The organism is Methylobacterium sp. Leaf361 (assembly GCF_001424445.1).
Taxonomy (GTDB): Bacteria; Pseudomonadota; Alphaproteobacteria; order Rhizobiales; family Beijerinckiaceae; genus Methylobacterium.
This window is the reverse complement of the sequence record NZ_LMPY01000016.1, coordinates 37,489-59,819: the sequence shown is the minus strand read 5'-3', so window position 1 is coordinate 59,819 and position 22,331 is coordinate 37,489. Positions and strand designations below refer to the sequence as shown.

The following is a 22,331-nucleotide window of genomic DNA, read 5'->3' as shown; positions in this document are numbered from 1 at the left end:
CCCGAACCGACCGTGCGGTCAAGCCGTTCCGATCATCTCGCGGATGCGGGCGCCCAGCACCTCCACCACGAATGGCTTGGTGATGACCTGCATCCCGGCCTCGAGGGGCCCGTTGCCGAAGACCGCGCTCTCGGCGTAGCCGGTGACGAACAGGACCTTGAGGCCCGGCCGCGTGAGCCGCCCGGCCTCGGCCATCTGGCGCCCGTTCATGCCCCCCGGCAATCCGATGTCGGACACCAGCAGGTCGATGCGCACGTCGGATTGCAGCACTTTGAGGCCGGCCGCGCTGTCGGCGGCCTCGATCGCCGTGTAGCCGAGATCCTCCAGCACCTCGGTGACCAGCATGCGCACGGTCGGCTCGTCGTCGACCACCAGCACGGTCTCGCCCGGCGCGGCCCGCGGCGGCGCGCCGACGGCGGCGTGCGCGTCCTCCTCGGCGACCGCGCCGCGGTGGCGGGGCAGGTACAGGCAGACCGTCGTGCCCCTGCCGACCTCCGAGTGGATCCGCACCTGGCCGCCCGATTGCTGCGCGAAGCCGTAGATCATCGACAGGCCGAGGCCGGTGCCCTGCCCCAGGGGCTTCGTGGTGAAGAACGGCTCGAACACCTTGCCGACGATCTCCGGCGCCATGCCGCTGCCGGTGTCGGTGACGCACAGCGACAGGTACTGGCCCGGCGGCATGTCGTGGCGCCGGGCGGCGCGCTCGTCGAGCCACGCATTGGCGGTCTCGATCGTGATGCGGCCGCCCTCCGGCATCGCGTCCCGGGCGTTGATGCACAGGTTGAGGAGCGCGTTCTCGAGCTGCGGCGGGTCGACCAGGGCCGGCCAGAGGCCGGGCGGCGCCACGACCTCGACCACCACGGCGGGGCCCACGGTGCGGCGGATCAGCTCCTCCATGCCGGCCACCAGCCGGTTCACGTCGGTGGGCTTCGGGTCGAGGGTCTGGCGACGCGAGAAGGCGAGCAGCCGGTGGGTCAGCGCCGCGGCCCGTTTCGAGGCCCCCTGCGCGGCGTTGATGTAGCGGTCGACGTCCATGACGCGGCCCTGGCCGAGCCGGGTCTGGATCAGCTCCAGCGAGCCGGAGATGCCGGCGAGCAGGTTGTTGAAGTCGTGGGCGATGCCGCCGGTCAGCTGGCCGACCGCCTCCATCTTCTGCGACTGGCGCAGGGCCTCCTCGGCGGCGGCCAGGGCGTCGGCGCGCTCGCGCTCCGCGGTGAAGTCGCGGCCGACGGCGTTGATGACGCCCTCCCCCGGCCGGGCCGCCCAGCTGATCCAGCGATAGCCGCCGTCCCGGTGGCGGTAGCGGTTGTCGAAGCGCGCGAGGCTCGACCCCGCGGAGAGCTGGCGCGCGCCCTCGACGGTGCGGTCGAGATCGTCCGGGTGGACGAAGGCGATGAGCTTCGTTCCGATCAGCTCGTCCGCGCGCCAGCCCAGCACCTCGGTCCAGGCCGGGTTCACCGCGGTGATGGTCCCGTCGAACAGGCAGCGCAGCATCATGTCGGACGAGAGCGTCCACAGGGCGTTGCGGTCGGCCGTGCGCTCCTCGACCTGGTGCGCCAGGGTCGCGTTCAGGTCGCGCAGCTCCGCGAGCGCCGCCTCGAGCCGGCCCTGGCTCTCCTTGAGGGCGGCGTCCGCCAGGACCCGGCCGGTGGTCTCGTTGGTGAGGATGAACAGGCCGGCGACCCGGCCCTCGGCGTCGAGAACCCGCGAGTACGAGAAGGTCCACCACGTCTCCCGGGCGCCGCGGTCGGTGTCGAGCTGCCACGGCAGATCGACGAAGCGCTCCGGACGGCCCGCCATGGCGGCGTCGATGATCGGTTTGGCCTGATCCCAGGCATCGGCCCAGACCACGTCGAACCGCTCGCCCATCGCCCAGGGCAGCCGCGGACCGAGCAGCGGGAAGTAGGTGTCGTTGAAGAAGAAGTGGAGGTCCGGCCCCCAGGCCAGGATCATCGATTCCGGCGAGTTGAGGACGAGCGACAGGGCCGCGCGGAACTCCGCCGGCCATGTCTCCGGAAGCCCCAGGGGATGACCCGACCAGTCGCGCGCGCGGATCATCCGCGCGGCCTCGCCGCCGCCGGAGAGGAAGGGGAAGGGGTCGGTCACGGGCTCTGAGCAATGCAGGTCATGGGCGTACGGCGTATGACCGTCTTCGGCGGCATCTCCAAGCTGCCCGGTCGCGGTTCGACGACGTCGTCTCAGCGCGCCGCCGTCCTCGCGAGCGGAGCGAAGCGACCCAGGGCTACGGGACGTCGGCAAGCGCGGCGCCGACGGGATCGCCTCGCTCCGCTCGCGAAGACGGCCGGCTGAGCCTCGGTCCGACCCGTCAATGCGCCTCCTGCCAGTTGCCCGCCGCGTTGGCCTCGACCACCAGCGGCACCTTCAGGGTCAGGGCCGGCGCCGGCGCCTCCTCCATGACGCCGCGGATGATCGGGATCGTCCGCTCCACCTCGTCCTCGGCCGCCTCGAACACCAGCTCGTCGTGCACCTGCAGCAGCATGCGCGCCCTGAGCTTCTTCGCGGCGAGGGCCGCCTCCATCCGCGTCATGGCCCGCCGGATGATGTCGGCGGCCGAGCCCTGGATCGGCGCGTTGATCGCCTGCCGCTCGACGCTGGCGCGCTCGGAGGGGTTGTTGGAGCGGATCTGCGGGTAGTGGCACACGCGGCCGAACAGGGTGGTGACGTAGCCCTTGTCGCGGCAGCTCTTCTTGGTGGTCTCGATGTAGTCCCGGATGCCCGGGAACTGCTCGAAGTACTGCTTGATGAACGCCGAGGCCTCCTCGCGGCCGATGCCGAGCCGGTCGGCGAGGCCGAAGGCCGAGATGCCGTAGATGATGCCGAAGTTGATGGTCTTCGCCCGACGCCGCAGGTCGGGCGTCATCGCCTTGAGCGGCACGCCGAACATCGCCGAGGCGGTCGCCGCGTGGATGTCGATCCCGTCCTCGAACGCCTTCCGGAGTTCCGGGATGTCGGCCATGTGGGCCAGCAGCCGCAGCTCGATCTGCGAGTAGTCGGCCGAGATCAGCCGGTTGCCGGGCGCCGCCACGAAGGCGCGGCGGATCCGGCGACCCTCCTCGGTGCGGATCGGGATGTTCTGCAGGTTCGGCTCGGAGGAGGACAGCCGCCCCGTGGTGGTCGCCGCCAGCGAGAACGAGGTGTGGACCCGCGCCGTCTCGCGGTCGGCATGGGCCTGGAGCGCGTCCGTGTAGGTGGATTTCAGCTTCGAGAGCTGCCGCCATTCCAGGATCTTCTTAGGCAACTCGTGGCCCGCCTGGGCCAGCTCCTCCAGCAAGGTCGCGGGCGTGGCCCACTGGCCCGACGGCGTCTTCTTGGCCCCCGGCAGACCCATCTTCCCGAACAGAATGTCGCCGATCTGCTTCGGCGAGCCGACCGAGAATTTCTCCCCGGCATCCTCCTGGATCTCCTCCTCCAGGCGGACGAGGATCTGCGAGAAATCCCCGGACAGGCGGCTCAGCATCTCCCGGTCGACGCGGATGCCGCGCTGCTCCATCCGGGCGATCACCGGCAGCAGGGGCCGCTCCAGGGTCTCGTAGACGGCGACCCGGTGCTCGGCCACGAGGCGCGGCTTCATCATCCGCCACAGGCGCAGGGTCACGTCGGCGTCCTCGGCCGCGTAGGCGGTGGCCTTGTCGATGGCGACGCGGTCGAACGTCACCTTGTTGCGGCCGGTGCCGGCCACGTCCGAGAAGGTGATCGGCTGGTGGCCGAGGTGCCGGCGGGCCAGCTCGTCCATGCCGTGGCCGCCCTTGCCGGCGTCGAGCACGTACGAGATCAGCATCGTGTCGTCGAACGGCGCGACCTCGATGCCGTAGCGGGCGAGCACCACCCAGTCGTACTTGAGGTTCTGGCCGACCTTCAGGACGCCGGGGTGCTCGAGGAGCGGCTTCAGCCGGGCGACGGCCTCCTTCAGGGGGATCTGGCCCGGCACCGGCTCGACCACGTCGGAGGGCGCGGCGCCCTCGCCGAACAGGTCGGTGGCGTCCGCCTGCACCTTGGCGGCCTGGACGTGGGCCAGCGGGATGTAGCAGGCCCGGCCGGTGGCGACCGCCAGCGAGACGCCGACGAGGCCGGCCCTGTGGGCATCGAGCGAGTCGGTCTCGGTGTCGACCGCGATCACGCCAGCCTCCTCGGCCTCGGCGATCCAGGCGTCGAGCTGCTCCAGGGACGAGACCGTCTCGTAGGCGGCGGTGTCGAACGGCGCCACGGATTCCGCGGCCCGGGCCGCCACCACGTTGCCGGGTGTCGCCTCGACGGGCGCCCGGGGCTTGGCGGGCGCGTCCGGCAGGTCGAGATCGGCGAAGGGATCGATCTCGCCGCCCTCCGGCGGGGCGGCGCCCGGCGGTCGCTCGGCCCCGGCGGCCGCGGTCTCGGGATCCGGCGGCACGGAATCGCCGAAGAACGGCACCGCGTCGCTGCCCCCGGCGGCGTTGCCGTAGCCGTGCGGCCGGGCGCCCGGCAGGAGGCGCGGATCGGGCTTCACCGCCTCGGGATCGACGTGCAGCATCTGGGCGATGCGGCGCGTCAGCGTGTTGAACTCCATCGCCTTCAGGAAGCCGACCAGCTTCTCGGGATTGGGCTGGGGCACGCCGAGGTCGTCCAGCGGCACCGGGACGGGCACGTCCTCCATCAGCGCCACGAGCCTGCGCGACAGCTTGGCCTGATCGACGTTGGCGAGCAGCGTCTCCCGCCGCTTGGGCTGCTTGATCTCGCCTGCCCGCTCCAGCAGGGCCTCGAGGCTGCCGAACTCCTTGATCAGCGCCGCGGCCGTCTTCAGGCCGATGCCGGGCACGCCCGGCACGTTGTCGGAGGTGTCGCCGATGAGCGCCAGCGCGTCGCCGATCTGGTTCGGCTGCAGGCCCTCCCACTTGGCGACGATCGCCTCGACGTCGAGGTTGCGCTCGGGCCGGTAGCCGGGCTTGCCCTTGGCACCCGACTCGAAATCGTAGAACCGCACCTGCGGCCCGACGAGCTGCATCAGGTCCTTATCGGACGAGACGATGATGACGCCCGCGCCCCGCGCCTCGGCCTGGCGGGTGTAGGTGGCGATGAGATCGTCGGCCTCGTAGCGCTCCAGCTCCACCGCGTGCAGGCCGAAGGCGCGCACCGCGTCGCGCATCAGCGGCATCTGGCGCTTCAGGTCGTCGGGCGCGTCCGGGCGGTGGCCCTTGTAGTCGGGGAACATCTCCTTGCGGAACGAGCCCTCCGACTTGTCGAAGACGATCCCGAGATGGCTCGGCATGGTGCCGGCGGCGCCGTCCTGCAGGAACTGCGCGATCTTGGTGCAGAACAGCCGCACGGCGCCGGTGGGCAGCCCGTCGGAGGGGCGCGAATTGTACTTCTGGTCCTGGTTGATCGACTGGAAATAGGCCCGGAAGATGAAGGACGAGCCGTCGACCAGGATCACCTGATCGCCGGGTCCGACGGGCTTGGTCTCGGGGCTCGAGTCGGGCTTCGAGTCGGTCATGGGCTCAGGCGGCTCGGGGCGATCAGGAGTCGGGCGCGCGGGCGATTTCGGCGCGGCAGGCCGCGACGAGAACGGGCAATTCGTGGTGGACGGTGAGCCAGACGATGTCCAGCGTCACCCGATGATAGCTGTGGCGATAAAAGTTCCCCGCATCCGCGATCTGACGCCACGGCACGGCGGGATATCGGGCTCTCGTCTCGGCGCTCAATCGGCGGCTCGCCTCCGAGATGATCTTCAGGCAGCGCACGACCGCGAATTGGGTGCGTTCGTCTGCCTCGAACGTCTCGAGCGTGAATCCCGCCACGAAGCGGGCAACGCGCTCCGCGTTGGCGATCATGTCGGCGCAGGCGGCCCGCTCGCGTTCAGAAGGCGGAAATGGCATCGCGCTCCGCGTGCGTGCGAACCCGATCCTTCAGGGCCGCCCGATCCGCCACGTCGACCCGGATCGGAAAGAGATCATCGATGAAGTGGCACAGGCCGACATAGCCGAAGAGACCGCCCACGACGGACACATCGATCTCGATCATCACGTCGAGATCGCTGTCGGCCCGCGCCTCCCCCCGGGCAACCGAACCGAACAAGGCCGCGTGCAGCACGCCGCGGCGGCGCAGTTCGGCCTCGTTGGCGCGCAGGATGTCGAGGGCGGCGAGCTTGTCCATGGCGGCGGGACAGGAGGGAATCGGCGGCCGCCAGCATAGCAGAAGCGCGGCAGAGGAGGATCAGGCCGCCAGCTCGCGCCCGAGCGCCTCCACCCGGCGCAGGTCGTCCACGAAGGCCGCGTAGGCCTCCGCCTTCGCCTCGTCCGGCAGCCGGAGCAGGTAGGACGGGTGGACCGTGATGAAGCCCTGGAATCGGTTGTCGTGCCGGTCGAAGCGGAACGGGCCGCGCGCCCGGGTGATCGGGATCGCCTTGCCGGTCAGCGCCAGCACGGCGGTCGCGCCGAGCGCCACGACGAGCTTCGGGCCGACGAATTCGAGCTCCCGGTCGAGCCACCACCGGTAGTGGCTGACCTCGCCGGCTGTCGGCTTCTGGTGGATGCGGCGCTTGCCGCGCTCCTCGAACTTGAAGTGCTTGACCGCGTTCGTCAGGTAGCTCGCGCCCCGGTCGATCCCGGCCTCCGCCATGGCGCGGGAGAGCAGCTGGCCGGCGGGCCCGACGAAGGGCCGGCCCTGCCGGTCCTCCTGGTCGCCGGGCTGCTCGCCCACGAAGGCCACCGTCGCCCCGACCGACCCCTCGCCGAGCACGGCCTGGGTGGCCCCCGACACCAGCGGCTCGGTCCGGCGGATGATCGCGTTCAGCTCTTCGAGGCTCTTGGGATCCTGGTCGGCCATGGCGGCGACGGCCCGGGCGGGTTCGCGGCGTGTGGGCAAGGTCGGCTCCCTCTCGATCATGGCTTCGGTTCGCCCGGCCGCCGCCCGGACCAGGGCCGGGATCGCGGCCGTCTCGGGCATGTTGTGCCAGTACTTCTTGGGCATCTCCGCCCGCATCGCCTTCAGGTTGGTGCGGGCCGGGTTGAAGGTGCTCTCGTAATAGGTCTGCCAGCCGGCCTCGAAGCCGTCGCCCTCCGGAAGTTGGGCACGGTCGCCGGGCGGCCCGAAAGTCAGGGTCTCGGTGTCCCAGTGGGCCGAGCCCTCGGGCGTCAGGATCGACCAGCGCATCCCGCGGAAGCGGTCGACGAAGAACGGCGCCGCCGCCTCGAGGATGTGGTGGTCCGGCTCGAACCACGCGACGTAGCGCTCGCCGTCCGGTCCCTCCGCCCGACGGAATCGCAGGAAGGCGTGCATCTTGTGGAGGTCGCGCCCGATCGCCTTCGCCATCCGGTGCAGGCGGTGGACCAGCGGGTCGCTGCCGACCTCCATCAGGTGCCGCTCGCCGCGGCAGACCCGCCAGATCAGCGCGTAGAGCAGGCCGTAGCGCTCCGGATCGCGGTGGGGAATGACCTGCGGGATCAGGCCGGCGACGGCCTTCGGCAGGACGAGCGGCGTGCCGCTCGCTGGCTCGGCGTCGCTGCCGAACAGGCCGGGCGCGTCCGACACCGACCACGTCACGGCTTCGGGGGCGACGCCCCGCGCGACGAGGCTCCGGGCGGCGTTGCGGAAACCGTCGAGATCGGCGCCGGGGCGCAGCGCGACGGCGCGCGGCGACAGCGAGTCCTCTCTCTCCAGGGAGGGAGAAGGACTCGGCGCGTGCCCCGCCCCCATCAGAACAGGCTCAGCTGCGCCGCGGGCTCGACCAGCCGCGTCCGCAGGTCGAGCCGGTCGGTCAACCCGACCGGCCGATGGTCGGCAGCCACCAGGAACGGCCGCGCCCGCTTCAATCCGGAGGTCAGCCGGGCGACGTCGTCGAGGCGCAGGGTCGCGTGGCGGCGCGCCCTGACGATCTTGTCGACCGCCCGCGCCCCGAGCCCCGGCACCCGCAGCAGCCATTCCCGGTCCGCCCGGTTCACGTCCACCGGGAACTTGTCCCGGTGCTTCAGCGCCCAGGCGAGCTTCGGGTCGATGTCGAGGGCGAGCATCCCACCTTCCGACGCGTCGGCCACCTCGTCGGGGGTGAACTCGTAATACCGGAGCAGCCAGTCGGCCTGGTACAGGCGGTGCTCGCGCTGGAGCGGCGGCGGCTTCGGCGGCAGGATCGCTGAGCCGTCCGGGATCGGACTGTAGGCAGAGTAGTAGACCCGCTTCAGGCCGACGCTGCCGTAGAGGAGCGCGCTCTTGCGGATCAGCGCCTCGTCGGTGGTGGTGTCCGCCCCGACTATCACCTGCGTCGAGTGGCCGGCCGGCGAGAAGCGGCGCTTCTCGGCCCTGGCCTGCACGATCCGCTCGCCGATCTGCGCCATGGCGCCCTGGATCGCGGCGCCGTCCTTCTCGGGAGCGAGGCGCTCCAGGCTCGCCTCGGTGGGCAGCTCGACGTTGATCGAGAGCCGGTCGGCGTAGAGGCCGGCCTCCTCGATCAGCCAGGGGCTCGCCTCCGGGATCGACTTGAGATGGATGTAGCCGGCGAAACCGTGGTCGCGCCGGAGCGACTTCGCCACGCGGGTCAGCAGCTCCATCGTGTGGTCGGGCGACTTGATGATGCCGGAGGAGAGGAACAGCCCCTCGATGTAGTTGCGCCGGTAGAAGTTCAGGGTGAGGTTCACGACCTCTTCCACGGTGAACTTCGCCCGCCGCACGTTCGAGGAGCGCCGGTTCACGCAGTAGGCGCAGTCGAACAGGCACCAGTTCGTCAGCAGGATCTTGAGGAGCGAGACGCACCGCCCGTCCGGCGTGTAGGCGTGGCAGATCCCGGCCCCGGTGGTCGACCCGAGCCCGTCCTTGCCGGCCGCCCGCTTCGGCGCGGCCGAGGAGGCGCAGGAGGCGTCGTACTTGGCGGCGTCCGCGAGGATGCGCAGCTTCTTGGCCAGGGTCTCGTCCATCGAACAGACAATGAACAACGCGGCCGAAGGTGCAAGGCCGGCGCGGCGTTCACCCCGGGCCGCGATGCCGCACCCGTCACGCGGGCGCGTCGGGCTCGCCGGATTCGTCGGGCTCCCGGTCGACCACACGGCGGGCGAGGCCGTAGGCGAAGCCGGCCCGGGCCAGGGCGGCGAGGTCCCGGTCGCGGTGCGTCGCCCGCTGGTCCGGGCGGCGATACGGTCCCAGGCGTCGCCGCTTGGCGTAGGCCTGGGCGGCCTGCTCCTCGATCGCGTCCGCCTCCCCGTCCGGCAGGGCGTCGCGCTCCGCCAGCATGGCGGCCTCCACGACGTCGCGCGGGACCCCCTTGGCGGCGAGCTTGGCCGAGACGCCGCGGGTCGAGGTGCCGCGACGCCGCAGGGTGGCGAGCCGGGTGTCGGCGAAGCGCGCGTCGTCCACGAGGCCGGCCGACACCGCCCGCGCGACGGTCGCCGTCACGAGGTCGGCGAAGCGTTCGGGATCCTCGCCCCGGGCCCGCGCGCGCTTCTGGACGCGGCGCGCGAGCGTCCGGCGCAGCATCTCGGTCGAGGCGCTGTAGCGCTCCAGATAGTGGAGCGCCGCACGCTCCAGCCAGGCCGGGCTCACGGGGCCGGGCGGCTTGATCTCGCGGTCGCGACCTTCTGGCGCGGATCCTGCAACGAATGGAGATTTCACCGGTTCTTCACGATCTCGACAGGTTTGCGTTCCATGACTCGGGTATGGAACGCGCGCAACGCGACAGGCTCGGCCATGGCCCGAACCACCGTTCTTCGCCCGGCACTCCGCAGGGCCGATGGCGCCTGCGGCTGCACGACGCGGCGGCCGTACTGATGCGGCGCGAGTGGCTCCTGGTCCTCGTGGCCCTGGGGCTCGCCGCGGCCGCGGCCGCGATCGTCTACCTGTCGCGCCCGAACACCCTGACGGTGGCGGTCGGCCCCCAGGACGGGCCCGAGGCCGCGCTGATCGAGGCCTATGCCGGCGCCCTCGACCGGGCGCGGGAGGACGTCCGTCTCAAGGTGGTGCGCTACGGCGACGTGCGCGACAGCGCCCTGGCACTCCAGCGCAACAAGGCCGACCTCGCGGTGGTGCGGCCGGACGTGTTTCTGCCCGAGAACGGGCTGACCCTGGCGATCCTGCACGACGAGGCCCTGGTCATCGCGGCGCCGGAGGCGGCCGATCTCGACGACGTGCCGGCCCTGGCGCGCAAGCGGCTCGGCATCGTGGTCCGCCACAGCGCCGACCTGTCGTTCCTCACGAACCTCCTCTCCTTCTACGACCTCGTGCCGGACATCGTGGGCGAGGACGCGCCGGAGGCCGGCCACGCCGCCGAGGCGGAGCCCGGCCACGTGGTCGTGGTGCCGCTGAAGGTCGGCGACGTCACGGCCGCGCTCACCGAGAAGCGGGTCGACGCGGTGGCGGTGATCGCGAGCCCGGCCTCCAAGCCGGCGGCCGCGGTCGTCCGCGCCGTCGAGCTGGGCGCGCCGGACCGCAAGATCGGCTTCGTCTCGATCCCGGACGGCGATGCGATCCTGCAGCGCTTCCCCGAGCTGCAGTCGGTGACGATCCCGGCCGGCACCTTCGGCGGCCGCCCGAAGCGGCCCGACGAGGAGGTCAAGACCGTCGGCGCCTCCTATCGCCTGATGGCCCGCGGCACGGTGAGCCGCGTCGCGGTCGCCTCGGCGACGCAGCACCTGTTCGAGTGGCGCTCGCGGCTCGCCTCGACCGCGCCGGTGGCCAAGCTGATGAAGGCGCCGGACTTCGACACGACGGTGGCGGCGACCTCGGCGCGCCTGCCGAACCACCCCGGCGCCGTCGACTATTTCGAGCGCGAGCAGCAGACCTTCCTCGACCGCTACGAGGATTACATCTACCTGTTCGCCTTCTTCGGCGGCACGATCGGCTCCGGCTTCGCGTGGCTCGGCCAGCGCCTCGCCCGCAAGCGCCGGGAGCGGGTCGACTTCGTCCTCGACCGGCTCCTCGACATCATGCGCGAGGTGCGCGCGGCGACCAGCGCCGCCGAACTCGACGCGATCGCGATCGAGACCGACGGGCTGGTGGCGGACGTGGTCTGCTACGCCCGCGAGCGCAGCATCGACGCGCGGACGGTCAGCGCGCTGATCCTGGCGGTCGACGGCGTCCACGCGGCCATCGCCGACGCGCGGCGGCAGACGAGCGATACCGAGCCGCGCGCGGCGACCCGCAACCGCACGGCCCGGCTGCTCGCCCTCGATCTGCCGGCCGCGGAGTAGCGGCGGGCGCCGCATGGCTGGCGGCTTAGGGATATCATGCTAACGGGAACCATGTTCGATCCCGTCGCCGCCCTCGACACGGTTCTCGAGAACCTCGACCGCGAGGCCCGCGAGCCCACGAAGCTCCGGGCCGCGCTGGTGCCGCAGCTGCGCCGGGTGATCGAGGAGGGCCACCGGGCCGCCGAGGCGCAGCTCCTCGAGGACCGCAACGGGCTGCTGTGCGCGCAGACCCTGTCGAATCTCACCGACGCGGTGGTCCGGGCGATCCACGACGCCGTGGTCTGGCGGCTCTATCCCAACGACAACCCGTCGACCGGCGAGCAGCTCGCGGTGGTCGCCACCGGCGGCTACGGCCGGGGCACGATGGCGCCGGGATCGGACATCGATCTGCTGTTCCTGCTGCCCTACAAGCAGACCGCGTGGTCCGAGAGCGTCGTCGAGGGAATGCTCTACGTCCTGTGGGACCTGAAACTGAAGGTCGGCCACGCCACCCGCTCGGTCGAGGAGTGCCTGCGCGAGGCGCGGGCCGACATGACGATCCGGACGGCCCTCCTGGAGGCGCGGTACCTGTTCGGCACCCGGGTGCTCTACGAGGAGCTCGTGACGCGCTTCGACGCCGAGCTGGTGGTCGGGTCCGCCGCCGAGTTCGTCGAGGCGAAGCTGCGCGAGCGCGACCTGCGCGTCTCCAAGGCCGGCACCTCGCGCTACCTCGTCGAGCCCAACGTCAAGGACGGCAAGGGCGGCCTGCGCGACCTCAACACGCTGTTCTGGATCGCCAAGTACACCTACCGGGTCCGCGACCAGATCGAGCTCGTCAGCGCCGGCCTGTTCACCCCGGAAGAGTACGCGCTGTTCGAGCGCTGCGAGGAGTTCCTGTGGCGGGTGCGCTGCCACATGCACTTCGCCACGAAGCGCGCCGAGGAGCGCCTGTCCTTCGGTCTGCAGCCGCGGATCGCCGAGCGCTTCGGCTACGAGGCCCGGGGCGGCCTCTCCGGCGTCGAGCGCTTCATGAAGGCCTATTTCCGCATCGCCAAGGATGTGGGCGATCTCACCGCCATCGTCTGCGCGGAGCTGGAGGCGCGCCACGCCAAGCGCACGCCGGTTCTCGACCGCTGGATCGGCCGGTTCCGCGACCGGTTCCGGGCGACCGCCATGGAGGCGGAGGATTTCTGGATCGACCACGGCCGGGTGAACCTGCGCGCGGAGGACGCCTTCGAGCGCGACCCGGTCAACCTCATCCGGCTGTTCTGGCTCGCCGACCGGCACAACCTCGCGATCCATCCGGACGCGAAGCGGCTGGCCAACCGGTCCCTGCGCCTCGTCAACCCGTCGCTGCGCGTGGACCCCGAGGCGAACCGGCTGTTCGTCGAGATCCTGACCTCGCGGAACGCGCCGGAGGAGGCGCTGCGCGAGATGAACGAGGCGGGCGTGCTCGGCCGCTTCATCCCGGATTTCGGCCGCATCGTCGCGATGATGCAGTTCAACATGTACCACCACTTCACGGTGGACGAGCACCTGCTGCGCACGGTCGGCGTGCTGGCGGACATCGAATCGGGCCGGGCCCAGGAGACCTACCCGCTGGTCTCGCGCCTCGTGCACTCGATCCACAACCGCACCGCGCTCTACGTGGCGATCCTGCTGCACGACATCGCCAAGGGCCGCCCGGAGGACCACTCGATCGCCGGCGCCGCCATCGCCGAGAAGCTCTGCCCGCGCTTCGGCCTGAACCAAGCCGAGACCGAGACGGTGCGCTGGCTCGTGGAGCACCACCTGCTGATGTCGATGACCGCGCAGAGCCGCGACCTCTCGGATGCCAAGACGATCGAGCGCTTCGCCGCGAGCGTGCAGAGCCTGGAGCGGCTGAAGCTCCTGACCATCCTGACGGTGGCCGACATCACCGCCGTCGGCCCCGGCGTCTGGACCGCCTGGAAGGGCACCCTGGTCCGCACCCTGTACGACGAGACCGAGGTCTACCTCTCGGGCGGCCATTCCGAGATCGCCCGCACCGACCGGGTGCGCCTCGTGCAGATGGGCCTGCGGGAACAGCTGCCCGGCTGGGGCTCGGAGGAGTTCGACGCCTACGCGGCCCGCCACAGCCAGGCCTACTGGCTCAAGGTCGACGGCACGCGCCAGCTCAAGAACGCGATCTTCCTGCGCGACGTCGTGCGCGACGGGCGGACCAGCGCGACCGACGTCGCCCTCGATCCCGTCCGGGGCGTGACCGAGATCACGGTCTATTCGCCGGACCATCCCCGCCTGCTCGCCATCGTCACCGGCGCCTGCGCGGCGGCCGGCAGCAACATCGTCGACGCGCAGATCTTCACCACCACGGACGGGTTCGCCCTCGACACGATCTTCATCTCGCGCGCCTTCGAGCGGGACGACGACGAGCTGCGTCGGACCAAGCGCATCACCGCGGCGATCGAGCGGGCGCTGAAGGGCGAGATCAAGATCGCCGACCTCGTGGCCGACAAGCACCCGCCGACCAGCACCCGCGCTAAGACCTTCCCGGTGCCGCCGGACGTCATCATCGACAACGCCTTGTCGAGCCGGGAGACCGTGGTGGAGATCACTGGCCTCGACCGGCCGGGCCTGCTCTACGAGCTCACCACGGCCTTCAGCCGGCTGTCGCTCAACATCACGTCGGCGCATGTGGCGACGTTCGGCGAGCGCGCCGTGGACGTCTTCTACGTCACCGACCTCACCGGCACGCGGGTGACGCAGCCCGACCGGCAGGCCGCGATCCGGGCCGCCGTGATGGACGTGTTCGCCCACGACGTCGCGACGCTCAAGGCCGAGGGTCTGGAGGCGCTGGTGGCGGCGCCGCCGCCGCGCGAGGCGTGAGCGTACGGGTTGATTTCGCGGCCCCGTGGCCAGATATCAGCGCCGATTCCACCATCCCTCACCGATTCCCGCCCACGACTGAAACGTGATGACGAGCAACGACATGCCCCAGGATGACCAGCGCCAGACCACGGTCGAAGCCGGTGCCGGCGCGGCCCAGGATCCCGCGCCCGCGGGTCAGGGCAGCGAGTCGGCCACCGTCGATCCGGTCGCGGAGGCCCTGGCCCTGCTGACCGCCGAGCGCGACGAGCTCAAGGACCGGACGCTGCGCACCCTCGCCGAGATGGAGAACCTGCGCCGCCGGACGGAGCGCGAGGTCGCCGACGCGCGCGCCTACGCGGTGACCAACTTCGCCCGGGACGTGCTCAACGTCGCCGACAACATCCGCCGCGCCCTCGACAGCGTTCCGGCCGACGCGAAGGCCACGGCCGACGGCGCCCTGAAGGGGCTGATCGACGGGATCGAGCTCACCGAGCGCGACCTCGGCAAGACCCTCGAGCGCCACGGCGTGAAGATCGTCGAGCCGCAGGGCCAGAAGTTCGACCCGAACCGCCATCAGGCGATGTTCGAGGTGCCGAACGCGGAGGTTCCGGCCGGCACCGTCGTGCAGGTCGTGCAGGCGGGCTACGTCATCGGCGAGCGCGTGCTGCGCCCGGCCCTGGTGGGCGTCGCCAAGGGCGGCCCGAAGGCAGCCGCCAACCCGGCCGACGCCGCCTGAGCGGTCCCGCGGTGCGCCCTACTGGCAGGGCAGCGCCGCGGCGAAATCCGAGATGAACTGCGCGGTCTGGCGGGTCTGGGCCGGCGCGGCCGGATCGCGGGCGACGAGCCCCGCCTCGACGCGGAGGCGGCCGTTGCAGGCGCAGGTCGGCAGCGTTCCCGCGGCCGGCTCGGGCGAGCACGCGTCGTGGTGCGCGCAGGCGAGATCCAGCGCGTCGATCGGCGGGTAGCCGGGCCCGCGGCTGCCGGGGCCGCAGAAATTCCCGTAGATCAGGATGGCGCCGCGCCCGTCGGGCCCGGGTGGCACGATCTCCTGCGCCCGCGCCGGGACGGTGCAGGCCGCGAGCGCGACGGCGAGCAGCATTGTCGTGAGGGAGGTCGAGCTGGGCATGCTCACGGCCGATCCTGTCGGAGAGAATCCGCGGTCCCGCGGGGCTGCACCCGCGCGGTATCCGGCCTCACCGACATCCCTCGGCCATGGACAGGCTCGCGCGGCCGACAGATTCGCGAAGCCGAATGCAGGGCATTGCGACCCAGCTTGACCGCTCCGTCAAGATATCGCCCAACGAATATTGCTCAGAATCGGTAATTCACACCGGCCCGAACCACCGCAAACCCGGAGTCCTGTTTGCCGGCACCATAAAGCGCCGGAACACTGGCGTTGTAGTACGTGGTGGCGGTCGTTCCGCGGCCGAGATGGAGGTAGAGCGCCTCCACCTTGGCGGAGAGCTTCTCGGTGAAAGCGTACTCGATGCCGCCGCCGGCCGCGTATCCGGTCCGGTCGGTCGACGGCAGGGTGTAGGGGTAGGCGCCCGCGTCGGTCGCGCGCGCCCCGCCGCCGTAAGCGAAACCGCCGGTCCCGTAGACGAGGACCCGGTCGAACGCGTAGCCGAGCCGGGCGCGGACCGTGCCGAAATAGTCGAGGCTCGGTCGGACACTGTAATACGGCGTGGTGCCGAGATAGGCGGCGTCCGCCTTAGCGAAGGCCGCGCCCTGGATGTCGGCCTCGACGCCGACGACGGCGCCGGAGCCCGGCGTGAATTGGTAATTGTAGCCGATCTGGCCGCCGCCGGCGAAGCCGCCTGACCGCCCGCCGCCCGTGACGGTGCCGTAGGTCGGGTCGGTGAAGCCGCCGCTCCCGGTCGGGAACGCGTAGCCCGCATTCACGCCGGCATAGATGCCCGTCCAGGTGAAGACCGGGAGCGACGGCAGTGGCGGCGGCGGCGCGCGGCGGGGCAGGTCGGCCGCCTGGGCGGCGAGGGCCAGGCAGCCGCATGCGGCGCCCGCGAGGGCTGCGGAGGTTCGTGCGTTCATGGAAATCTCGTTCGGCGCGCGGCGGAGCCGCGGGATCAGAGGGCCAGGAGGAGCAGCCCGACGACGGTCACGGACAGGATCAGGCAGAGGGCGAGATCGAGAATGGCCGCTCCACCGCAGGTCGGCGCGGTTCGTGCGCGGTCGATACCGGACAGGGCGATCAAGAGCGGACCTCGCGGTTCTCTTCCGTGCGTGCCGCGACCCTCACGGTTCTCGCGGCGCGTCGGGGCCCGACGGCGCCCGAGGGTGCCGCCGCCCCGCCTGAGGGGGTGGCGGGAGCGGCGGCCTGCGGCGCCCTCGGTGAACCGGCGCGGTGGACCGTTTCCGCGACGGCGACCCCGAGGACGGGCAGTGTGAGCGCGGCGACGACGCAGACGAGGCGTCGGAGCCGCGGAAGGGGATCACTCAGGCTTGCCCGTCGCGCCTGGGCGGTGGGAAGCGTGAGCGGCGGCAGGGGCCTCGCCACGAGCGTTCGCGTATCAGTCTTCATCGGCCGGCCCGCACTTCGTGGGAAATTTGACCACGAGCCGTTTTACGTGTGCAAAAATCCCACGTCAACGCGAAATCGAGGGACCAGCGTGCGCCTTCGCACGCGGTGGGATTGTGTCCCACAGCATGAGCCGTCACGATGCGGCCATGTCTGACACTGCCGATACACCGCGGGAGGGCGCCAGCCTGCACGCGCCGCTGGCGCGGCTGCTGCGTCCCCTCGTGCGCCTGCTCGTCGCCCGCGGCATCACCTTCCCGGCGCTCACCGACCTGCTGCGCGAGCTCTACGTGAACGTCGCCGAGTACGACTTCGCCCTCACCGGAAAGGAGCAGACCGACAGCCGTGTCTCCCTGCTCACCGGCATCCACCGCAAGGAGGTTCGGCGTCTGCGAGGCGCCGGTGCTCCGGTCAGCGCCGTCCCGGCGGTCGTCTCCCGCACCAGCCGGATCATCGCCCGCTGGATCGCCGACCCGGTCTTCACCGACGCGCAGGGCCAGCCCCTGAAACTTCCGCGCACGGCCGAGGGCGGCGCACCCTCGTTCGAGTCGCTGGTCGCGGGCGTGACGCGGGACCTGCGGCCGCGCGCCGTCCTCGACGAGTGGCTTGATCGCGGGCTGGCCTTCACCGATCTGCAGGACCGGATCGTGCTGGCCGAGGCCGCCTACGTACCGAGGGGCGACGGCGCCGAGGGGCCCCAGCTCTACTATTTCGGCCGCAACCTGCACGACCATATCGCGGCCGCCGTCGCCAACATCTTCGGAGACGCGCCGCGCTTCCTCGAGCGGGCGGTCCACTACGACGGGCTGTCCAAGGACCTCGCGACCCGGCTCGAGGCGCGCGCCCGCGAGATCGCCATGGAGGCCCTGCAGCAGGCCAACCGGGAAGCGCACGCGGCCTGCCAGACCGATCCCGGCGGCACGCATCGCTGGAACTTCGGCCTGTACGTCTACACCGAAGCGGCGCCGCCGGCGCGGCGAGCGGACGAGCGGTGAGAGGCCGGCCGGTGCGCGCCACGCTCAACCGCCGGTTCGTCCTGCGCCTGCTCGCGGGCGCCGCGACCGTGCTGCCCGGCACCGTCCGGTCGCAGGAATCCCCGCGCGATCAGGGCATCGGCGGGACCGGCATGATGCGGACCGACGCGCCGAAGAGCGGGCCCCTCGGCGAGGGCGACCGCGGCATCGGCGGCACCGGCGTGATCGGCACGATCCGACGCTTCGGCTCGATCGTCGTCAACGACCTGCGCATCGCCTATCCGCCCGAGGTGGAGGTGCATATCGACGGCACGGCCGCGAAGGCCGCCGACCTGAAGATCGGTCAGGTCGTCCACGTGGTGGCGCGGCCCGAGGGCGGCGGACTCGCCACCGGACGGATCGACGTCACGAGCGAAGTGGTCGGACTGGTGGAATCGGTCGCGCCTGGGCGGCTCGTAGTGCTCGGCCAGCGGGTCTCGACCACAGGTCTCGGCGGCGCGTGGCAGCCGGGCGCGCGGGTCGCAGTGAGCGGGCTGCGCCGGCCCGACGGCGTGATCGTGGCGAGCCTGATCGAGCCGCGGGACACCGGGCCCGACCGCGTCGCCGGCCCGGTGCGGCGGGTCGCGGGCGGCCTCGGGATCGGCGGCCTCCGCCTCGCGGGCGCCGACGCCCTGCCGCCGGGCCGGCGCGCGCTGGTGACGGGCCGTGCGGCGAACGGCGTGCTCACCGTGACCAACGCCGCGCAGGTCGGCCTGCCCTTCCCGCCGGGTCTGAAACAGGTCTCGATCGAGGCCTATATCGGCCGGGATAGCGGCAGGCTCGACGTCGGCGCGGGCTACGCCGTCGCGGGCCGCCCCGGCGCGCAGGTTCCGCGCACCGGGAGCGTGCGGGCGGTGCTGACCGCGGCTATCGCGCGGGACGGGGACCTGACGGTGGAGCGGCTGCGGATCGAGGACCGCATCGCGCCCGAGCCGCAGCGGCCGGACGCCCCGCGGTTCGAGCGGGAGCGCGACCGGCTCGACCTCCGCAACCTCCCCGACGAGGCGCCCGGCCGCTTCGGCGCCGAGCCCGGAGGCCGCCAGGGCGGCCTGGGCGGCATCGGCGAACCGCGCGGCCCCGCGATCGACACCCGGCCGGGGGGCGCGGTCGTCCCCGGATCGGAGGGCACCGGCGGATTCGGAGCGCCGCGCGGCGGCTTCGGCGGCACGCCGCCGGCAGGCCCCGGGGCGTTCCCGGGCGGCCCCGGGGGCTTCGGCGGTCCGCCCGGGGGCCCCGGCCCGGGCCCGGGCGGGGGCGGTTTCGGCGGCGGCGGTTTCGGCGGCCCTGGCGGCGGTCGACGCTAGCGCCGCCCCCCGGCCACGTCGGGACAGTGACGATCGCCGAGCCCGTCTTGAGCGAGGCGCGGTTCCCCTCTCCCGCGCGGGAGCGGGGCAAGTCGCGGCTGTCTCGACCGGAGGCACCTTTCCTCCGGACCGTCGCACTACGAAAGGGAACGGCCCTGGGGCAGACCGCACGGAGCACCGGAGGCGCGGGACTTCAGGCCTCCGCCTCCCGGTCGAGCAGCGCGCGCTTGCGCGCGACGCCCCAGCGATAGCCCGACAGGGCACCGTCCGAGCGCACGACGCGGTGGCAGGGGATGGCCACCGCGACCGGGTTCGCCCCGCAGGCCTGCGCGACCGCGCGCGTCGCCGTCGGCAGGCCGATCGCCCGGGCGATCTCCGCGTAGGTCGCGGTGGATCCCACCGGGATCTTGCGCAGCGCCGTCCAGACCCGCTGCTGGAACGCCGTCCCGCGGATGTCGAGGGGCAGGTCGAGGCCGGTGCCCGGCGCCTCCACGAGCCCGATGACCCGCGCCATCCAGCCCTCGAAGGCCGGGTCGCCGCCCTCGATCTCCGCGGCGGGGAAGCGGTCTTGGAGATCGTGCAGGAGCGGCTCGGGCGCGTCCCCGAGGAGGATCGCGCAGACGCCCGCCTCGGTGGCGGCGACGAGGATCGCGCCGAGGCTGCAGGCGCCGATGCCGAACCGGATGCGCAGGCCCGCGCCGCCCGTCCGGTAGGCGGCGGGCGCCATGCCGAGGCGCGGCGCGCCCGCCGCGTAGAACCGGCTCGCGGCACCGTAGCCGGCCTCGTACAGCGCCTCCGTCACCGAGGCGGCCCCGGGCAGCCGCCGCGCCACGGCGGCGGCGCGGTGGGCTGACGCGTAGGCTCTGGGGGTCACGCCGGTGGCGTCCTTGAACACCCGGTGGAAGTGGTAGGCGCTCAGGCCGGCGGCGCGGGCGAGCACGGCGAGGGACGGAACCGTCTCCGCCGTCTCGATCAGGCGGCAGGCGCGGGCGACCGCCTCGGCCCGGCGCTCGGCGAGGGCGGGCTCGTCCGGGCGGCAGCGGCGGCACGGCCGGAAGCCGGCAGCCTCGGCCTCGGCGCAGGTCCGGTGGAAGCTGACATTCTCGGGCCGCGCCGCGCGCGCGGCGCAGCTCGGGCGGCAGTACACGCCCGTGGTGCGGACCGCGTACACGAAGGTGCCGTCGGCCCGCGGGTCGCGGGCGGCGAGGGCGGCCCAGCGCTCGGCATCGCCGGGGGCTGTCACGGGAACGGGGCTCATGGCAGCCGTACTATGCGGCTTGGCGCGGGCGTTGAGGAGGGGCATGACGGGGCCTGCCGGGTGGTGGATGACGCGTGCGGCACTCTGCCGGTCCGCCGCCGCTCCGGCATCCCGCGCCTTGCGGCCGAATTCGACATCGGCGGCCGCCGAAACGGGCGACCCGCCTCACGAGTGCGCCATGGCTTCGAGCACGCCCGATCACATCCATGTCGGCCAGGACGGCTGGCTGTTCCTGAAGACGGGAACGAACGACGTGCTCGGCCAGTACGAGCGGCCGGAGGAGACGACCGAGCTGATCTGGCAGTGGCGCAGCCTCGTGACGACGCGGGAGCGGCGCCTGCGCGCCCAGGGGATCCTGTACCGCCACGTCGTCGCCCCGGAGAAGCTGATGATCTACGATCACCGGCTCGACGGGCTCACCATCCGGCCGGGCGCGTCGCCGGCCTACCGCCTCCTCCACAGCGAGCCGCCGGCGGGCCGCTTCCCGGGTCCGGTCGGGCTGTACGCGGCCTGGCGCCGGCGGAAGCGCTGGCGGCAGACCTGCGTCGATCTGGTGACGCCGATGCGGGCGCAGCGCGACGCGGCCGACCTCTACTGCCGGACCGACACCCACTGGTCCGCCGACGGCTGCTATCTCGCCTACGCGGAGATCTGCCGGGCGCTGGGCGCCGAGCCGCGGCAGGACCTGCGGGACCGGCCGTCCTTCGAGACCGACCACGACGGGGATCTGGGAAGCGCCTTCGATCCGCCCCGCCGGGCGCGCTCGCGCACCGTCCTGATGCAGCAGGACGCGGTCCGGACCTACGGCAGCCCGATCGTCGAGGCCCGGGAGAAGGCCGGCCTGCTGCACACGCTGCATGTCGGCGCGCACGTGATCTACGGGAACGCCAAGGCCACCGACCCGCGCCGGCTGGTCTTGTTCGGCGATTCCTTCTCGCACGTCATGCCGTACATGCTGACGATCATGCTGGCCGAGACGTTCCGCGAGGTGCACTTCGTCTGGAGCACCTCGCTGGACTGGCCGTATATCGAGCGCGTCCGGCCCGACATCGTGCTGACCGAGGTGGCCGAGCGCTTCATGGTGCAGCTGCCCGACGACACCTTCTCGGTGGAGCGCTACGCGCAGGACCGCTTCGGGGCCGAACTCGCGGCCGCGGGCGCCTGACGGGCGAGCCCGGAACTCCGGAGGGCGAACACGCCGCCACCCCCGACTTCGCCAGTCCGGGATTGCCGAGCGGGATCCGGAGCGCAAGCGCGCCCGGCATGGCTGCGACCGGAACTGTCCGTTCCCGGCTCGCCAGCCGTGCCCCTCACGCCTGCAGCTTGGCCACCAGCGCGTCCGACAGGGCGAAGTTCACGTAGACGTTCTGGACGTCGTCCTGATCCTCGATCACCTCGACGAGGCGGATGAGCTTCTCGCCGGTCTCGTCGTCGACGTTGATGGTGTTCTGCGCCTTCCAGATCAGGCCCGTGCGCGCGGGCTCGCCGAAGCGCGCCTCGAGGGCCTTGGTGACCTCGCCGTAGGAATCCTGGGCGCAGATGACCTCGTGTCCGTCCTCGCCAGAGCTGACGTCGTCGGCGCCGGCCTCGATCGCCGCCTCCAGCATCGTGTCGGCGTCGGCCACGGAGGCCGGGTAGGCGATCACGCCGACGCGGTCGAACATGAAGGCGACGGCCCCGGTCTCGGCGAGGCTGCCGCCGGACTTGGTGAAGGCCGAGCGCACGTCCGAGGCGGTGCGGTTGCGGTTGTCGGTCTGTGCCTCGACGATCAGCGCGGCGCCGCCGGGCCCGTAGCCCTCGTAGCGGATGTCCTCGTAGTTCTCGCCGTCGGCGCCGGCGGCCTTCTTGATGGCGCGCTCGATATTGTCCTTGGGCATGTTCTCGGCGCGGGCCGCCAGGATCGCGGCGCGCAGGCGCGGGTTCATCGCCGGGTCGGGCGTGCCGAGCTTGGCCGCCACCGTGATCTCGCGGGCGAGCTTGCCGAACACCTTCGAGCGGACCGCGTCCACCCGGCCCTTCCGGTGCATGATGTTCTTGAACTGCGAATGGCCTGCCATGACGGTTCGGACTTTTGTTCGTTGGCGCGGGCGGGCGTGCGGGACCCCGCCGTCGCGGCTGTGAGGTCGCGCCGTATATAGGCCGCCGCCTTCGGACGAAGCAACGCGGCCGCTGCCGGTCGGCGCGACACGGGCCGACACGGCCCCGCGGGCTTCGCAATCCCGTGACCGCGGA

General features: G+C 72.0%; 18 protein-coding genes. 6 read left to right on the top strand and 12 right to left on the bottom strand.

From position 1 onward, the window contains the following. Positions 1 to 18 precede the first annotated feature (18 nt). The 7 genes from ASG32_RS13650 to ASG32_RS13620 form a co-directional block, all read right to left on the bottom strand. Positions 19 to 2,106: a PAS domain-containing sensor histidine kinase gene (locus ASG32_RS13650; RefSeq protein WP_056526888.1), complete on the bottom strand. Its 2,088-nt coding sequence runs from the start codon at positions 2,104 to 2,106 to the stop codon at positions 19 to 21. A gap of 220 nt (positions 2,107 to 2,326) precedes the next feature. After that, a complete protein-coding gene (gene polA, locus ASG32_RS13645; protein ID WP_056526885.1) occupies positions 2,327 to 5,485 on the bottom strand; it encodes a DNA polymerase I in 3,159 nt (1,052 codons plus the stop codon). A gap of 22 nt (positions 5,486 to 5,507) precedes the next feature. Then, the gene (locus tag ASG32_RS13640; protein ID WP_056526882.1) at positions 5,508 to 5,867 is read right to left on the bottom strand and encodes a HepT-like ribonuclease domain-containing protein; all 360 of its coding nucleotides are present in this window, start codon (positions 5,865 to 5,867) and stop codon (positions 5,508 to 5,510) included. Next, entirely contained in the window at positions 5,848 to 6,144 is a 297-nt protein-coding gene (locus ASG32_RS13635; RefSeq protein ID WP_020092532.1) for a nucleotidyltransferase, read from the bottom strand. The genes ASG32_RS13640 and ASG32_RS13635 overlap by 20 nt, the downstream gene beginning before the upstream one ends. A 60-nt stretch (positions 6,145 to 6,204) precedes the next feature. Beyond that, on the bottom strand, positions 6,205 to 7,686 hold the full coding sequence (locus tag ASG32_RS13630; protein WP_199866115.1) for a UdgX family uracil-DNA binding protein: 1,482 nt from the start codon (positions 7,684 to 7,686) through the stop codon (positions 6,205 to 6,207). Further along, positions 7,686 to 8,897 carry a putative DNA modification/repair radical SAM protein gene (locus ASG32_RS13625; protein WP_056526879.1) on the bottom strand — a complete coding sequence of 404 codons (1,212 nt, stop codon included), beginning with the start codon at positions 8,895 to 8,897 and terminating at the stop codon, positions 7,686 to 7,688. The genes ASG32_RS13630 and ASG32_RS13625 overlap by 1 nt, the downstream gene beginning before the upstream one ends. Positions 8,898 to 8,973: 76 nt before the next feature. Next, entirely contained in the window at positions 8,974 to 9,519 is a 546-nt protein-coding gene (locus ASG32_RS13620; protein ID WP_091976870.1) for a RecX family transcriptional regulator, read from the bottom strand. A 224-nt stretch (positions 9,520 to 9,743) separates the two neighbouring features. Here ASG32_RS13620 and ASG32_RS13615 point away from each other — a divergent pair, with 224 nt between their 5' ends. The 3 genes from ASG32_RS13615 (at position 9,744) to grpE (ending at position 14,724) form a co-directional block, all read left to right on the top strand. Next, positions 9,744 to 11,162, top strand: coding sequence for a TAXI family TRAP transporter solute-binding subunit (locus ASG32_RS13615; protein ID WP_056526874.1), 1,419 nt, complete (start codon positions 9,744 to 9,746; stop codon positions 11,160 to 11,162). Between the two features lie 51 nt (positions 11,163 to 11,213). After that, the gene (locus ASG32_RS13610; protein ID WP_020092537.1) at positions 11,214 to 14,006 is read left to right on the top strand and encodes a [protein-PII] uridylyltransferase; all 2,793 of its coding nucleotides are present in this window, start codon (positions 11,214 to 11,216) and stop codon (positions 14,004 to 14,006) included. 103 nt (positions 14,007 to 14,109) lie between these two features. Next, positions 14,110 to 14,724: a nucleotide exchange factor GrpE gene (gene grpE / locus ASG32_RS13605; RefSeq protein WP_026604829.1), complete on the top strand. Its 615-nt coding sequence runs from the start codon at positions 14,110 to 14,112 to the stop codon at positions 14,722 to 14,724. 18 nt (positions 14,725 to 14,742) lie between these two features. Here grpE and ASG32_RS13600 read toward each other — a convergent pair whose 3' ends face one another. The 3 genes from ASG32_RS13600 to ASG32_RS35600 form a co-directional block, all read right to left on the bottom strand. Continuing rightward, positions 14,743 to 15,114, bottom strand: coding sequence for a hypothetical protein (locus ASG32_RS13600; protein WP_056526870.1), 372 nt, complete (start codon positions 15,112 to 15,114; stop codon positions 14,743 to 14,745). Between the two features lie 185 nt (positions 15,115 to 15,299). Further along, entirely contained in the window at positions 15,300 to 16,037 is a 738-nt protein-coding gene (locus tag ASG32_RS13595) for an outer membrane beta-barrel protein (RefSeq protein WP_056526867.1), read from the bottom strand. Between the two features lie 35 nt (positions 16,038 to 16,072). Beyond that, the gene (locus tag ASG32_RS35600) at positions 16,073 to 16,201 is read right to left on the bottom strand and encodes a hypothetical protein (RefSeq protein ID WP_020092541.1); all 129 of its coding nucleotides are present in this window, start codon (positions 16,199 to 16,201) and stop codon (positions 16,073 to 16,075) included. Between the two features lie 472 nt (positions 16,202 to 16,673). Between ASG32_RS35600 and ASG32_RS13590 the strand changes: the two genes are divergently transcribed. Beyond that, positions 16,674 to 17,519, top strand: coding sequence for a DUF6502 family protein (locus ASG32_RS13590; RefSeq protein WP_056526863.1), 846 nt, complete (start codon positions 16,674 to 16,676; stop codon positions 17,517 to 17,519). An 11-nt stretch (positions 17,520 to 17,530) separates the two neighbouring features. Beyond that, positions 17,531 to 18,841 carry a DUF5666 domain-containing protein gene (locus ASG32_RS33880; protein WP_056526860.1) on the top strand — a complete coding sequence of 437 codons (1,311 nt, stop codon included), beginning with the start codon at positions 17,531 to 17,533 and terminating at the stop codon, positions 18,839 to 18,841. Positions 18,842 to 19,034: 193 nt separating this feature from the next. Here ASG32_RS33880 and ada read toward each other — a convergent pair whose 3' ends face one another. Further along, entirely contained in the window at positions 19,035 to 20,099 is a 1,065-nt protein-coding gene (gene ada, locus ASG32_RS13580; RefSeq protein WP_056526857.1) for a bifunctional DNA-binding transcriptional regulator/O6-methylguanine-DNA methyltransferase Ada, read from the bottom strand. Positions 20,100 to 20,277: 178 nt separating this feature from the next. Here ada and ASG32_RS13575 point away from each other — a divergent pair, with 178 nt between their 5' ends. Further along, positions 20,278 to 21,264, top strand: coding sequence for a hypothetical protein (locus ASG32_RS13575; protein ID WP_056526854.1), 987 nt, complete (start codon positions 20,278 to 20,280; stop codon positions 21,262 to 21,264). Between the two features lie 145 nt (positions 21,265 to 21,409). Here the strand turns inward: ASG32_RS13575 and ASG32_RS13570 are convergent, their stop codons facing one another. After that, positions 21,410 to 22,156 carry a YebC/PmpR family DNA-binding transcriptional regulator gene (locus ASG32_RS13570; protein ID WP_056526849.1) on the bottom strand — a complete coding sequence of 249 codons (747 nt, stop codon included), beginning with the start codon at positions 22,154 to 22,156 and terminating at the stop codon, positions 21,410 to 21,412. Positions 22,157 to 22,331 lie beyond the last annotated feature (175 nt).